Raw genomic sequence first — 14540 nt, forward strand, 5'->3', positions numbered from 1 at the left:
TTTCCGGTTTTTGTTCTGAATCGAGTCAACCTTTTGAAGAGCACGCTACGCAAAAGCGAACTGCTTCACAGCCAACAAGATAGCCCAGCCACTACTGTGGGGGTTTTACGCGCCGCATAAGATCGTTCAACACGTAGGTGTCCAGGAAGGCTGTGACTTCAATGATCTGACCATTCTTGAAGGTCATGTGCCACAGGTAGGTGTTGTTGTAGGGTTTGTGATCAAGCGCCGTGGCGGTTCCGTTCCACAGAACAACCACGACATCATTCTGAGCAACGATGCTCTGCACCGTGGGGACAATCGGTGTTGCCAGTCGCGCAGTAATCGGCCGCACAACTTGGGCCAGCTCAGCCTTGCTGTTATAGACACCGGAAACAGGACTCGTCCCGGCCACGGTCCATTTCGCATTGGGCGCCAGCAGATCGAACACCGTGCCTTTGCCCTGCTGCCAGTGAGTGAACGCCTGGCGGACCAGAGTCGCATTCGCGTGCTGGGTGTTTTCCGAAGCCCAGACGTTGTTCGTAAAAAATATTAAAGACAGTGCAAGCGCCTGGACGCGCCAAGCGAAATTCACCCATCTGGTCATGATGTTCTCTCACAGCAATGCAGTTGATAAGACGCTCTTCCAGGAGAACCTTAACGGCATGTGCCCAGAAACCTTTGCCCGATACTGCTGTGAGGTTGCCTGATGCTATTCAGTGGCGAGGCTCCACGAGCAGCCGTTCATCAAGCAATTTACCGTGCCTTTCTGCCTTCAGTCTTAGCGACCTTCTTGCCCCAGTGTTCAAACTCCCACTCTCACCGGGAAGCTATCGCCCGCCAGGGGAGAATTTTTCATTCCGAGAGAGAGGCTGGTTTCCAGAATCGCCCGGCCAGCCAGCGACTGACACTCAAGGCCCAGGCAAACAGAGCGATCAATCCGACACTAAGCAGCATCCCATTCACGCCCATGCTGCTGATGAGTTTGCCGGCAATAAAGGGAAAACCGAACACGCCAATGAAGTAGGACAGGCTGAAAAGCAAAAGTGCCTGGGCGGTCAGTCCAGGTGGCGCCTCGTTGGCAGCCAAGCCATTAATGACCGAATAGTTGAGACCGTAACCGACCCCAAGCAAGGCGGCGGTCAACCCATAACTCAGACTGTCATGGACCCACACACCGAACCCCGTTACGGCGACCAACATCAGGGTGGTCAACAGGCAAGAGGTCGCGAAAGGGTCACGGCTGACCACCCACCCGGCAATCAGCAACCGACAAGCGATAGCCGCCCCCATGAAACCGACGAAAAACAGGGAGTAGTCAAGCCCCTGACTGGCTGCATAACTGGTCTGGAAACTGCCCAAGCCGCCGAAGATCGCGCCTCCCAGCCCCACCATCAAAATGGACAACGCTGAACGCGAGCGCAGCACACCCGCCGCCGATTTCAGCCCCATCCGAGCCTTATCGCCAGAACGGCGCTCCACTTCGGCAAAGCCCGTTCTCAGCCACCAAAAATACAGCCCACCCAGCAATGCCGCAGCGGCGGCAACGAAGAAAGCTGTCTGGATGGGTAACCCAACAGAGCTGGCCAACTTGCCTGAAAGAGGGCCGCTACCGATCCCCGTCAACATGCTGCCCGACAAAAGCGCGAAGCAATGAGTCCGCCTGGCTGGCTCGACCATCGCTGCGACCATGATGGGCCCAACCGTGTAAAACAATCCCCACCCGATCCCCAGCATCAAACCGCAGGCCAATAAACCGATGCCCAGGCCCGATAGCAGCGCAAACCCCATGGACGCAATCACCAGAAATACAGCGCCTAGGGCCATGCACGATGCAGCACCTACGCGCTGCATCAAATGCCCCGAGGCGACCACCGCGACCAGGGTACTGATCATGGCAACGGCAAAGACTTGCCCAGCATCGCGCTCAGTTCCCCCCAGGGAGGACACCAGCAGCGAGACCAGGAAAGTGGCGCCATAAGAAATGGACAGCAGAAAACTGGCTACACAAAACAGGTCGAAACGATTGGAGGGCCTGCCGTTGGAGAGCGGTGGCATCGGAATTTTTCCACGCGTTGAACAGGTCTTTTTGTAGCACGGCTACATGCGGGGATAGTCATTTGGGTGGCGGAGTCAAGGTTAGGAAATTCGCACCTTTTGCGCTGACGGCGTATCACCTGGGTGCCATTGCCCCTATCGTCATTTTTTTAAGACGGCAGAAACCACAAAACCCCTGGTTTTCTTGGAGAACCAGGGGTTTTGTGTGTATCGAATTTGGCGGTGAAGGAGAGACTAAAAACCACCCGATTGCGTTTTCGGCGAGTAAGGTCCCGGTTTACACGGGTATCAGAGTGATAGTTTGCGCGCAAGCGTTCCCATGGCAGTTCCATGGAATCTGTGGGGCACTTGGTTCTATGAAATCAGCCGAAACCAATTTGAATTACACACGCGCCGAGATTGAGTAGAGTCTGCATCCATCATTTGGGGGCTTTGTTCTGACGCTGCCTGGCGCGACATGCCTGAGCGCTTCGGCACAAAGCCGGGTCCTAGATCGCTATGAGCGGTACCACTTTCGTCGCTCACCCGGACTGGGTTGGGCTAGGGTTGACGGGGACGCCACCGTATAGCTAATCGATATACGCGCATATACAACAGCTATACATTGATATAGTGTTAATCACGAAGCCGACTCAACGGCCTTGAATCTCAATCGATAGATATTTCCAACGACTGATCACATAAGCGAAGCACTGAGGCATCTCCAAGGCGGGAATCAACATGACCGTAAGTATTGAAAGATCCAAGCCCGTTCCCATCAACATGAGGGCGGATGAAAAAAAACGGAACCTGATCGATCTGGCAGCTGCCATGTCCGGTCGTGATCGAACCAGCTTTATCTTGGAAGCTGCTTGTCAGAAAGCAGAGGAAGTCATCCTTGATAAGCGGCTGTTCCTTCTCGACGACGTTGCATTTGACGCATTTGAACAGGCCATGGAAGCCAATCCGATTCGAGGTAACAAATGTCTACTTCAACTTCTCGAAAGGCCCAAACCGTGGAGCTGAGAGCTCCAGAAAAGTTGAACGACGACCACGTCCTGGACGAATTCGATTCAGGCGTGGCGTCGATCAACGATTATCTTCAAAAAACAGCACGTAAAGCTCAAGCCGCCAAGCAAGCCATTGTGTACGTTGTCTGTCGCAAGGACACATCGGTCGTCATGGGTTATTACACCCTGTCGAGTGGATCGATCGCTCGAGAGAATGTCGTTCCGAAAAGCCGTCAGCGCAATTCTCCGAGTGTGCACCCAGTGACCTTGTTGGGACGCATGGGCATCACTGAAACAGCACAGGGCCAGGGCTTCGCTATCGGCTTGCTTCAGGATGCGGTTGAACGAGCAATTATCGCGTCTGAAACCATCGGTTCTACTGCAATGATTGTTCACCCGCTTAACCAGCGTCTGTCAGACTTTTATGCCAAACACGCAGGATTTATTCCGTGTCCTGAGCTTTCGCCTATTACGTTGATGTTGCCACTCCGATAGCCTTTTGATGTGCCCCTGAAACCGTCGACTCGCCCCGTTCCGAGATCCATTGCAGATCGACGGCGCAACCGGGTTCGTCCACCGCGCACCAGTTTCCAGGGATCCAGTCCCACGGTGGTCCCATGGGAGCGTTTCTTGGACACCAAAAACCACAAACCCCCGACTTTCTCTAGGAAAATCAGGGGCTTGCGTTTGTAGAATGTGGCGGTGAAGGAGAGATTCGAACTCTCGATACAGTTTCCTGTATACACACTTTCCAGGCGTGCTCCTTAAGCCACTCGGACACTTCACCGTATCTCGGCAAACTGTTCAGTCTGTCGAGGCGCGCTAATGTAGTCGAAAGCTTTTCCGATGGCAAAGGTTTTTTTCAGAATTTTCATGCGGTTAAGCTTGGTCGGGCATTTCAAACGCACTTAGGCATGGCAAACCGGCCAATCTTCGGGACTATGCAGGCGCTGCTCTATAGATGAAGGCGAAGCGGGATGGGCGGGACAGGCTGTTTGCGGGGCTTGGAGCTGACCGGTGAGTCAGTCACGGCGCTTTACCTGGCCTGCGGCGGTGAGTAACGTCTGCGTCACTTCTCTTACAAGGAATAGCGTCATGAGCGACTTGATTGCCTACCATCTCGAAGACGGTATCGCGACCCTGACCTTGAACAACGGCAAGGTCAATGCCATCTCGCCGGATGTGATTGCCGCGTTCAACGCTGCGCTGGACCAGGCGACGGCGGATCGGGCGGTGGTGATCATTACCGGGCAACCGGGGATTTTGTCGGGTGGTTACGATCTGAAGGTGATGACCGCCGGTCCCAAGGAAGCGGTGGGCCTGGTCACGGCCGGCTCGACCCTGGCCCGTCGCTTGTTGTCGCACCCCTTCCCTGTCGTTGTCGCTTGCCCGGGGCATGCGGTGGCCAAGGGTGCGTTCCTGCTGCTCTCGGCGGATTATCGCATCGGGGTGGAAGGGCCGTTCAGCATCGGCCTGAACGAAGTGCAGATCGGCATGACCATGCACCACGCCGGTATCGAGCTGGCCCGTGATCGCCTGCGCAAGTCGGCGTTCCACCGCTCGGTAATCAATGCCGAGATGTTTAACCCACAGGGCGCTGTGGATGCCGGCTTCCTCGACAAGGTGGTGTCGGCCGAAGAACTGCAGGGCGCGGCCCTGGAAGCGGCGCGTCAGTTGAAGAAGATAAACATGTCCGCCCACAAGAACACCAAGCTGAAAGTGCGCAAAGCCCTGCTGGAAACGCTGGACAGCGCGATTCTGCTGGATCAGGAGCATATGGGCTGAGGCTTGTAGGAGCTGTCGAGCGGAGCGAGACTGCGATCTTTTGATCCTTCGCTCCGGACTCAATTGGTAATGGAAAGATCGCAGCCTCGCTCCGCTCGTCAGCTCCTACGGGCCCAGAGAGAGCGAGCCCTCACCTGGAGTCGGGCTTTTTCCTACGCGCGTCGCTTAAAAGTCCGCAACCGCTCTACACCGCTTCTGTCACGCCATGTGGAAACATGCGCTTAAACATCGTCCATTTCCTACCTCTATAGGGGCAATTGCCGAAAACAGTGCACATCCGTACACTGCGCCACCTTTTGTCCCGATGGGGCCTGTAGATGCTGTTTGTACTGCGTATGTTGTTGATGGGCCTGCATTTTGTATTGGCTGGCGTGCTCGGGGTGATTCTGGGCCTGTGCCGGCCGTTCAACCCGGACAACAGCCGTTTATGCGCACGATTTTACGCATTGCCGGCGATGTGCATTTTGCGCCTGCGGGTCCGGACGCAAGTCGACACGCTGGTGAATAAGCCCAACGGCTGCGTCATCATCGCCAACCACCAATCCAACTATGACCTGTTCATGTTCGGCAACGTGGTGCCGCGCCGTACCGTGTGTATCGGCAAGAAGAGCCTGAAATGGGTGCCGCTGTTCGGGCAATTGTTCTGGCTGGCGGGCAACGTGTTGATCGACCGCGGCAATGCGATCAAGGCGCGACAGTCGATGCTGACCACCACCCATACCTTGCAGCACGAGGACACCTCGATCTGGGTTTTCCCGGAGGGCACGCGCAATCTCGGTGAGGACCTGCTGCCGTTCAAGAAAGGCGCCTTCCAGATGGCAATAGCCGCCGGGGTGCCGATTGTTCCGGTGTGCGTCAGCAGCTACATCAAGCATATGCGCCTCAATCGCTGGCGCAGCGGTGACATCCTCATACGCTCATTGCCGGCGATTCCTACAGCCGGGTTGAGCATGGATGACATGCCCCGGCTCATTGCCCAATGCCGTGAGCAGATGCGCGAGTGCATCGCGACAATGGACCGGCAGCTGCAAACCGCCTGAATGGAAAACCCGCCCCCTCGGCGGGTTTTCTTTTACCGCCGAACTCCGCAGATTTTGCTGACTCTCAAGCTACAGGGCGCGCTAAGCTGAACGCTGCCTGCCACTGCCATTTTCCAATAAGAAGTGAACCACCATTATGGGTAGAGTCGTTGCTGCTGCGGTCTACAGCGCCGGTAAGAAAGTCACCAATATCACCCTCGACGAAGGCAGTGCCTGGGCTGCCAAACCTGGTCATTTTGTATGGATCGGTCTCGAAGAGCCCAGCGCCCTGGAGCTGACCAACCTGCAGCGTCAATTCAACCTGCACGAATTGGCGATCGAAGACGCCATGGAGAAACACAGCCGGCCCAAGCTGGAGACCTTTGGCGATGCGCTGTTTATCGTCACGTATTCGCCGATACGCAAGGACGGCAAACTGCTGTTCATCGAAACCCATATCTTTGCTGGCAAGGGCTACATCATCACGGCTCGCAACGGCCACTCCGCGTCCTACGCCCACGTCCGGCAGCGCTGTGAGGCACGTCCGCTTTTGCTGAAACATGGGGAAGATTTCGTCCTCTACGCCATCCTTGATTTCGTGATTGAAAACTACCAGCCAATGGGTGAGGCCATTCACGCCGAAATCGATGAGCTGGAACACAATGTCATGTGCAGCTCCCTGAACGAACGGGACATCCAGAACCTGCACAGCTTGCGCCGCGACGTATTGCGCCTGCGCCGTTACGCGGCGCCAATGGTGGAGATCAGTGAAGAGTTGCAGAAACTCGACTTCCCCTTTATCGACAAGAACATGAGCCCGTATTTCCGCGATGTGCAGATTCATGTCACGCGGCAAATGGAAGACCTGGCCACCCTGGCCGACATCGCCAGCCAGACCATCGAAGTCGGCGTGCTGCTCGAAGCGTCGCGCCAGAGCGTGGTGCAGCGCAAGTTCGCGGCTTGGGCGGCGATCCTGGCGTTTCCCACAGCCGTGGCCGGGATCTATGGGATGAACTTCCAGGACATGCCGGAGTTGAGTTGGCAATACGGGTATTTCGCGGTGCTGGGGGTTATTGCGGTGGGCTGCTCGTCGCTGTGGTGGAGCTTCAAGCGATCGGGGTGGTTGTAGGCGAACAGTGGAATTAGTGTGAGATTCATCGTCGGAACGCCGCCCGGAGCAAGCTCGCTCCCACATGAGTGGTGAACTTTAGCCTTGGGTGGCTTCAGCCTGCGGCTTGTGAGCGACGAAGCGCATCATCCACTCCGCCACCGTGGTGCCGTGGTGCTCGTGGGCAAGGCTCGCCACACCCTGGCTATAGATCTGCTCGCCGAGGTGCTGCTGGCGAATCTCCAGCAAGGCCCGGGAATAATCGTGGATGAACTCTGGGTGCCCCTGGAAGCACAGCACCTGGTCGTTGATGTGGTAGGCGGCGAATGGGCAGAAATCGCTGGAGGCGATGACGGTCGCGCTTTCGGGCAGTTCGGTGACCTGGTCTTGATGGCTGATCAGCAAGGTCAATTCTTCCATCACCGGGCTCATCCAAGGCGCCTTGGCGGCGAGTTTGTAGCGATGGGTGCCGACGCCCCAACCTTGGGTGGCGCGTTCAGTCTTACCGCCCAGCAACAACGCCAACAGCTGGTGACCAAAGCACACACCGAGCAATTTATCGCCGCGCTGATAGCGCTCCAGCAGGTAAGTCTTGAGGGTTTGAATCCAGGGGTCGGTGCCGAAGGAATCAGCCTTGCTGCCGGTCACCAGATAAGCGTCGAATGCCTCCTCAGCGCCGGGGTAATGCCCCGCCATCACGTTGTACACGACGAATTCGGCCGCGATGGGCTGCTGCGAAAACAGGCGCTGGAACATCTGCCCGTAACCCTGATATTGGTCGACCAGTTCCGGACGCAGGATATCGGTTTCCAGAATGCAGATGCGTAGCGACATAAAAAATACCTGACACGATGATGGGAATATTGCACACCCCAGAGCCTGCCCTGAAACACCGTCCCAAGGCAAGCCCCTTCCCGGGTCTGTCAGAACAGTTCGTGGCGGGCGGCCTTCTCCAACAACAAGGCCGGCGGTGAGAAGCGCTCGCCATATTGCTCGGCCAGATACTGGGCGCGACCTATAAAGTCCGGCAGGCCGTATTGGTTGATGAACTGCAGCGCACCACCGGTCCAGGCGGCGAAGCCAATACCGAAGATCGAGCCGACGTTGGCGTCGGCCGTCGAAGTCAGCACCCCCTCCTCCACGCAGCGCACGGTTTCCAGGGCCTGGATGAACAGCAGGCGATCACGGATATCCTGCGGGGAAATCTGCCCGTCGGCTTTCTCGAAGCGGCTTTTGAGCGCCGGCCACAGGTACTTTTGCCCATCGGCCGGGTATTCATAGAAACCGGCACCGGCGGCCTTGCCCGGGCGCTTGTATTCGTTGAGCAACAAGTCAATCACAGCGAACGCCGGGTGCTCAATCGGCGCTTTCCCTTCTGCACGCAGGTCCTTGGTGGTTTGCGCGCGGATATGGCTCATCAAGCTGAGGGAAACTTCGTCAGAGATCGCCAGAGGCCCGACCGGTATGCCGGCCTTGCGCGCTTCGGTCTCGATCATCGGCGCACTCACGCCCTCGCCGAGCATGGCGATGCCCTCATTGGTAAAGGTGCCGAATACCCGCGACGTGAAGAAACCGCGACTGTCGTTGACCACAATCGGCGTCTTGTTGATCTGCAGGACAAAATCGAACCCCCGGGCCAGGGTCGCGTCACTGGTGCGCGCGCCCTTGATGATCTCCACCAGGGGCATTTTTTCCACCGGGCTGAAGAAGTGCAGGCCGATGAACTTCGTCGGGTCTGGCACAGCCATGGCCAGGCCGGTGATGGGCAAGGTCGAGGTGTTGGAAGCGATCACCGCATCATCGCCCACCACCGCCTGGGCGGCGGCCGACACTCTGGCTTTCAGGGCGCGATCTTCAAACACCGCTTCGATGATCAGGTCGCAGCCGGCCAGGTCGGCGTTGCTGTCGGTCGTGTGAATCCGCGCCAGCGTGGCTTCGCGCTGCTCGGCGGTGAGTTGACCGCGGGCGATCTTTTTATCCAGCAACGCCGCCGAACGGGCCTTGCCCTTCTCGGCCGCCGCCAGATCGACATCCTTGAGTACCACTGCGATGCCGGCCACGGCGCTGACATAGGCGATACCCGCCCCCATCATGCCCGCGCCGAGCACGCCGACTTTTTTCGTCAGATAAGGCGCAAAACCCTGTGGGCGAGAACCACCGGCCTTGATCTCGTTGAGCTGGAACCAGAAGGTACCCATCAGATTCTTCGCCACCTGGCCGGTGGTCAGTTCGGTGAAGTAACGGGTTTCGATCAGGTGCGCGGTGTCGAAATCTACCTGGGCACCCTCCACCGCTGCGCAGAGGATTTTCTCCGGTGCTGGCAGGCAACCCTGGGTCTTGTTGCGCAGGATCGAAGGGGCGATAGCCAGCATTTGCGCAACTTTCGGGTCAGACGGCGTGCCGCCCGGCAGTCGATAGTCCTTTGCATCCCAGGGTTGGATGACGCTGGGGTTGGCAAGAATCCAGGCTCGGGATTTGGCCAGCAGTTCGTCACGATCCTTCGCCAGCTCATCGATCAAACCGGCCTGCAGCGCTTGTTGCGCATTGACCTTCTTGCCCTCGAGCAGATACGGCAAGGCCTTTTCCAAACCGAGCAGGCGCACCATCCGCACCACCCCGCCACCGCCCGGCAACAGGCCAAGCGTGACCTCCGGCAAGCCGAGCTGCACCGACGGCAGGTCCAGGGCCACGCGATGATGGCAGGCCAGGCAGATTTCCCAACCACCGCCGAGGGCCGCGCCATTGATGGCCGCCACCACGGGTTTGCCCAAGGTCTCCAAGGCTCGCAGTTGCGCTTTAAGCCGCAGGACCATGTCGTAGAAAGCCTTGGCCTCGGGCTTGCCGACCTTGATCAATTCGTTGAGGTCACCGCCGGCGAAGAAGGTGTGCTTGGCCGAGGTGATGATCACACCGGCAATCGAGTCCTTTTCAGCCTGCAAACGGGCGACGCAGGCGGCCATGGCCTCACGGTACACCGCGTTCATGGTATTGGCGCTCTGGCCCGGCATGTCCAGGGTCAGGACGACGATCCGGTCCTGGCCAGTTTCGTAACGAATGGCATCGGTCATGAAAAAGTGTTCCTTGAAGTCGGGGCTCAGAGGCGTTCAATGACGGTGGCAATGCCCATACCGCCGCCGACACAGAGGGTCGCCAGGCCATAACGCAGGCGACGCACCTCCAATTCGTCGAGCAACGTGCCGAGAATCGCGCACCCCGTGGCGCCCAAGGGATGCCCCATGGCGATGGAGCCACCGTTGACGTTGACCTTGGCCGGGTCGATGGCCATGTCCTTGATGAACTTGAGCACCACCGAGGCGAAGGCCTCGTTGACTTCGAACAGGTCGATGTCCTCCACCCGCAACCCGGCCTTGGCCAGGGCCTTGCGGGTAGCCGGCGCCGGGCCGGTGAGCATGATGGTCGGGTCGGTACTGGTGACTGCGGTGGCGACGATCCGCGCCCGGGGTTGCAGGCCCATGGCGCGCCCCTTGGCTTCGGAACCGATCAACATCAGTGCCGCACCGTCGACGATGCCGGAACTGTTGCCCGGCGTGTGCACGTGATGGATTCGTTCGACATGGCTATAAACGCGCAGCGCCGTGCCATCGAAGCCCATCTGGCCCATGGCCTCGAAGCTTGGCTTGAGCTTGCCCAGGCCTTCGAGCGTGGAGTCGGCGCGGATGAATTCGTCGTGGTCCAGCAGCACGATGCCATTCTGGTCCCGCACGGCGACCAGGGATTTATTGAACGAACCGTCAGCCCGGGCACGCGCCGCTTTTTGCTGGGAATGCAGCGCATAGCCGTCGACATCCTCACGGCTAAAGCCTTCCAGCGTGGCGATCAGGTCGGCGCCGATGCCCTGGGGAACGAAGTGGCCGTGCAGGTTGGATTGCGGGTCCAGCGCCCACGCGCCGCCATCGCTGCCCATGGGCACCCGGGACATGGATTCGACGCCGCCGGCCACCACCAGGTCTTCGAAGCCGGAACGCACTTTCATGGCCGCCAGGTTCACCGCCTCCAGGCCCGAGGCGCAAAACCGATTGAGTTGCACACCGGCCACGCTGACATCCCAATTGGCCACCAGCGCAGCGGTCTTGGCGATATCGGCCCCCTGTTCACCCACCGGGGTCACGCAACCGAGCACGATGTCATCGACTTGGCTGGTGTCCAGATCCATACGCTGTTGCAAGACGCTGAGCAGGCCACCCATCAGATTTACCGGCTTGACGCTGTGCAAGGCACCATCGGCCTTGCCCTTGCCACGGGGCGTGCGTAATGCGTCGAAAATCAAAGCTTGGGTCATGACGTCCTCGAAACCACGGGGTAATGCGATGCCTTCAACCATAAGCCCAGTGGCGCCGGATTCAATGACCACAGCGCTCAATGGCGTTGACGGCCACGCTCAGACGAACGGTAGCGAGCTATCGGGTTAACCGATTCAGGAGGGCAAGCTGTCTAGCAAAAGGGCCGGCAGGAAGGTGGCAATAGGCCTCATGCCTTTTTTAGAGCAGCCTGTACCAAGCTGATATGAATTGGATCTAAGCCAAGGCCGCCGCGGCCCCTAATGTAATCCTTGTACAAGAAAGTCGTCGGGTTTTGCCGAGGCGCTTGTCGGACAGGAAGTGCAACGCCAGCCGCCATGGATATGCAGGCTGGCTTTTAGGAAATAACAATAAAGGCGGGTCAGCCATGTTCAAACATTCGAAAGTTCGCCAAGCCGGACTCATTCTCTTTGCCACGACGCTGCTGTTGATTTTGCCGAATATCACCAAGGTGATTGGCTGAATCCTGCGCGAGGGCATCTGCATCATTCATTAGTTGTGTCGCCAAAAAATGTGACGGGTTCTCTGTTCGAGCCGCGATGGCTGTGCCAACCTTTGCGGCCCCCCTCGACATGGAAGGCGATCGACTTGAAAGCTCTTATTGTGTTCGGGGCGTTGCTGCTCAGCACGCCCCTTTACGCCGCGCAACTGGTGCTGGAGTTGGGCGCGGATACGCGCACCTGGCAAACCGAAGAACTGCTCAAGCGCCCGGACGCTCAAACGGTCCAGATCGCTGATGACGTTTCCTACAAGAAACCGATGAGCTATCGAGCCGTGCCGCTGACGGCACTATTGACGGGCGTCCAAGCGGAGGACCACCTGCAAGCCGTTGCCCTGGACGGCTTCGCTGCCGAAATGCCTGCGGCGCCGTTACTCAACAAGAGTGGGGCCCGGGCCTGGCTGGCGATCGAGGACCCGGCCAAGCCCTGGCCGTCGCTGGGGGAAGGCAAGCACAGTGCCGGGCCTTTCTACCTGGTCTGGACCGATCCGCAGGCTGGCCACATCAGCCCGGAGCAATGGCCCTACGCGGTGGCGACCATCAAGCGCCTGTCGGCCGTGGCCGAACGCTTCCCCGCCCTGCTGCCGGCGCCCAGCCTGACCAAGGACGACCCGATCAATAAAGGTTTCGAGCTGTTCCAGAAAAACTGCCTCGCGTGTCATCGGCTCAATGGCGCAGGCGACGCGCAGTTCGGCCCTGACCTGAACATTCCCTTCAACCCGACCGAATACTTCTCCGGGGATTTCCTCAAGCGCTACATTCGCGACCCGCAAGCGCTGCGTCGCTGGCCCCAGGGCAAGATGCCCGGGTTCTCGGCTGCGGTGCTGCCGGATTCGGAGCTGGATTTGCTGGTGGGTTATTTGAAGCATATGGCGGGACGCAAGCAGCCATTGGCCCCGTGAGATTGCTTTTTTTGTGGCGAGGGAGCTTGCTCCCGCTGGGCTGCGCAGCAGCCCCTTAATAAAGCTTGCGAGCGCTTCGCACTCGAGCGGGAGCAAGCTCCCTCGCCACAAAAGCTCGCTCACCAAGCGGTTATTGTTGTTGCACCGTGATCACTGGCGCCGGTGGCACGACCAGCTTGGCATGCATCTGCTCGCAACCACCGCCACGCCGCATGCCACGCACCGGGCAGGCGTCCAGGTAATCCAGGCCTACGGCCAGCTTCAGGTGGCGCTCCGGACGGGCCAATTGGTTGGTCACGTCGAAACTGTACCAGGCGTCGTCAAGCCAGGCTTCTGCCCAGGCATGGCTTGCCAGGTGTTCGCTCGCTTCGCTGAACAGGTACCCCGACACATACCGCGCCGGCACTCCCAGGCTGCGGGCGCAGGCCAGGAAGGCGTGGGTGTGATCCTGGCACACCCCGCTACGACCGGCAAAAGCCTGGGCCGCACTGGTCTCCACTTCAGTGGTGCCAGGGGTGTAGATCATGTGCTGGTTCAGCCCGTGCATCAGGTCGATCAGCGCCGTGCGATCGCGACGCTGCTGGCACTGCTGCGCAGCGAAGGCTCGAAGGGCCTCGTCCGCCTCGGTCAGCCGGGTGAAGCGCAGGAACGGCAGCGCTGACTGGCTCTCGTGCTCGGCTTCACGCGACGGATCGATATCCACCTGTCCGCGGGCGCCGATGATGACCGTTTCGTGGGGTTCGTCCAGGGTCAGTACATGAAGGATGTTGCCGAACGGATCCAGCTGCGCCCGCACCGGCCGTGGCAGATCCAGTTGCCAGCTCAGCACATGCTGGCGTTCGCTGTCGTGGGGCGTCAGGCGCAGGTACTGGATGCTGGCGCGCACCTGATCTTCATAGTGGTAGGCCGTTTCGTGGCTGATCGAGAGTCTCATATGACCTCCAGGTAGGAACTGTGAATGGCATTGCCCAGTTCACGGACCAGTGGGATGAATTCGGTGAGCCAGGCATGCAGGCCCCCGTCGAGGATTTCGTTGATGCCGGTGTAGCGCAGGCGTGCGTCCATTTCCGCCGCCAGCCGTTGTGCCTGCCGGCCGTTGGTGCCCGGCAGGCTCGCGAGGATCTGGTTGATTTCTTCGGTACAGGCGCGCAGCGAACGCGGTACGTCGGCGCGCAACAGCAGCAACTCGGCCACATGGCGAGCGCCCGGGGCGTCACGGTAGATCTCGGTGTAGGCCTCAAAGGACGACAAGGCCCGCAACAAGGCGCTCCATTGGTAATACGCGTGGGCCGTGCCATCGCTGACCGTGTCGGCCTGGTCGCCGGCCATTTCGTAGCGGGCGTCGAGCAAGCGCAGGGTGTTGTCGGCCCTTTCGATGAAGGTTCCCAAGCGAATGAAGCGGAATGCGTCGTTGCGCATGATGGTGCCGTAGGTTGCGCCACGAAACAGGTGGGATCGCTCCTTGATCCACTCACAGAAACGGCTCATGCCGTAGCGATTCAAGCCTTGCTCGGCGATACCGCGAATTTCCAGCCAGGTGGCGTTGATGTTCTCCCACATGTCGGCGGTGATTCGCCCACGTACCGCGTGGGCACTGGCTCGCGCGGCGCCGAGGCAACTGTAGATGCTGGCCGGGTTGGCCGCTTCCAGGGCAAAGAAATGCAGCAGGCGCTCGGCGTGCAGCTCGCCGTGTCGCTCCCGGTAATCATCCAGCGTGCCGGTGATCAGCAATGGCATGGCCAACTCGTGCAGGCCATCGCCACGCCCGTCCTGGGGCATCAGCGACAATGAATAACTGACATCGAGCATCCGTGCGAGGTTTTCCGCACGCTCCAGGTAGCGCGACATCCAGTACAGGTCCGAGGCGGTTCTACTCAGCATG

The 14540-nt window shown here is 59.0% G+C and carries 13 protein-coding genes and 1 tRNA gene; 6 read left to right on the plus strand and 8 right to left on the minus strand.

Features of this window, described 5'->3' with window-relative positions; translation table 11 throughout:
* Nucleotides 1-91 precede the first annotated feature (91 nt).
* Complete coding sequence (locus tag AD662_RS20075) at nt 92-574, minus strand: nuclear transport factor 2 family protein (RefSeq protein WP_082308769.1); 483 nt, start codon at nt 572-574, stop codon at nt 92-94.
* 260 nt (nt 575-834) lie between these two features.
* Entirely contained in the window at nt 835-2037 is a 1203-nt protein-coding gene (locus AD662_RS20080) for an MFS transporter (RefSeq protein ID WP_053189610.1), read from the minus strand.
* A gap of 720 nt (nt 2038-2757) precedes the next feature.
* On the opposite strand from AD662_RS20080, the gene AD662_RS20085 reads away from it, so the two are divergent.
* Both AD662_RS20085 and AD662_RS20090 read left to right on the plus strand, forming a co-directional pair.
* Complete coding sequence (locus tag AD662_RS20085) at nt 2758-3042, plus strand: type II toxin-antitoxin system TacA family antitoxin (protein WP_053189611.1); 285 nt, start codon at nt 2758-2760, stop codon at nt 3040-3042.
* Nucleotides 3000-3521 carry a hypothetical protein gene (locus tag AD662_RS20090; protein WP_053189612.1) on the plus strand — a complete coding sequence of 174 codons (522 nt, stop codon included), beginning with the start codon at nt 3000-3002 and terminating at the stop codon, nt 3519-3521. Before AD662_RS20085 ends, AD662_RS20090 begins: the two co-directional genes overlap by 43 nt.
* A 202-nt stretch (nt 3522-3723) precedes the next feature.
* On the opposite strand, the gene AD662_RS20095 is transcribed toward AD662_RS20090, so the two are convergent.
* Nucleotides 3724-3813: transfer RNA gene (locus AD662_RS20095), tRNA-Ser, on the minus strand.
* Between the two features lie 308 nt (nt 3814-4121).
* Here AD662_RS20095 and AD662_RS20100 point away from each other — a divergent pair.
* From AD662_RS20100 to AD662_RS20110, 3 genes are all read left to right on the plus strand, one after another.
* A complete protein-coding gene (locus AD662_RS20100) occupies nt 4122-4811 on the plus strand; it encodes a crotonase/enoyl-CoA hydratase family protein (protein ID WP_018613658.1) in 690 nt (229 codons plus the stop codon).
* A gap of 317 nt (nt 4812-5128) precedes the next feature.
* A complete protein-coding gene (locus AD662_RS20105; protein WP_018613656.1) occupies nt 5129-5851 on the plus strand; it encodes a 1-acylglycerol-3-phosphate O-acyltransferase in 723 nt (240 codons plus the stop codon).
* A 136-nt stretch (nt 5852-5987) separates the two neighbouring features.
* A complete protein-coding gene (locus AD662_RS20110; RefSeq protein WP_053189613.1) occupies nt 5988-6959 on the plus strand; it encodes a magnesium and cobalt transport protein CorA in 972 nt (323 codons plus the stop codon).
* A 78-nt stretch (nt 6960-7037) separates the two neighbouring features.
* On the opposite strand, the gene AD662_RS20115 is transcribed toward AD662_RS20110, so the two are convergent.
* The 3 genes from AD662_RS20115 to AD662_RS20125 all read right to left on the minus strand — a co-directional run bounded on the left by AD662_RS20115 (nt 7038) and on the right by AD662_RS20125 (nt 11238).
* Nucleotides 7038-7772 (minus strand): amidotransferase, encoded by a 735-nt coding sequence (locus tag AD662_RS20115; protein ID WP_053189614.1) that lies wholly within the window; start codon nt 7770-7772, stop codon nt 7038-7040.
* Between the two features lie 89 nt (nt 7773-7861).
* Nucleotides 7862-10006: a 3-hydroxyacyl-CoA dehydrogenase NAD-binding domain-containing protein gene (locus AD662_RS20120; protein WP_053189615.1), complete on the minus strand. Its 2145-nt coding sequence runs from the start codon at nt 10004-10006 to the stop codon at nt 7862-7864.
* 26 nt (nt 10007-10032) lie between these two features.
* A complete protein-coding gene (locus AD662_RS20125) occupies nt 10033-11238 on the minus strand; it encodes an acetyl-CoA C-acetyltransferase (RefSeq protein ID WP_053189644.1) in 1206 nt (401 codons plus the stop codon).
* Between the two features lie 607 nt (nt 11239-11845).
* On the opposite strand from AD662_RS20125, the gene AD662_RS20130 reads away from it, so the two are divergent.
* On the plus strand, nt 11846-12658 hold the full coding sequence (locus AD662_RS20130) for a c-type cytochrome (RefSeq protein WP_053189616.1): 813 nt from the start codon (nt 11846-11848) through the stop codon (nt 12656-12658).
* Nucleotides 12659-12788: 130 nt separating this feature from the next.
* Here the strand turns inward: AD662_RS20130 and AD662_RS20135 are convergent, their stop codons facing one another.
* Complete coding sequence (locus tag AD662_RS20135) at nt 12789-13592, minus strand: transglutaminase family protein (protein ID WP_018613642.1); 804 nt, start codon at nt 13590-13592, stop codon at nt 12789-12791.
* Complete coding sequence (locus AD662_RS20140) at nt 13589-14539, minus strand: alpha-E domain-containing protein (protein WP_003204175.1); 951 nt, start codon at nt 14537-14539, stop codon at nt 13589-13591. Before AD662_RS20140 ends, AD662_RS20135 begins: the two co-directional genes overlap by 4 nt.
* Nucleotide 14540 lies beyond the last annotated feature (1 nt).

This window comes from Pseudomonas kilonensis, assembly GCF_001269885.1.
Classification (GTDB): Bacteria; Pseudomonadota; Gammaproteobacteria; order Pseudomonadales; family Pseudomonadaceae; genus Aquipseudomonas; species Aquipseudomonas kilonensis.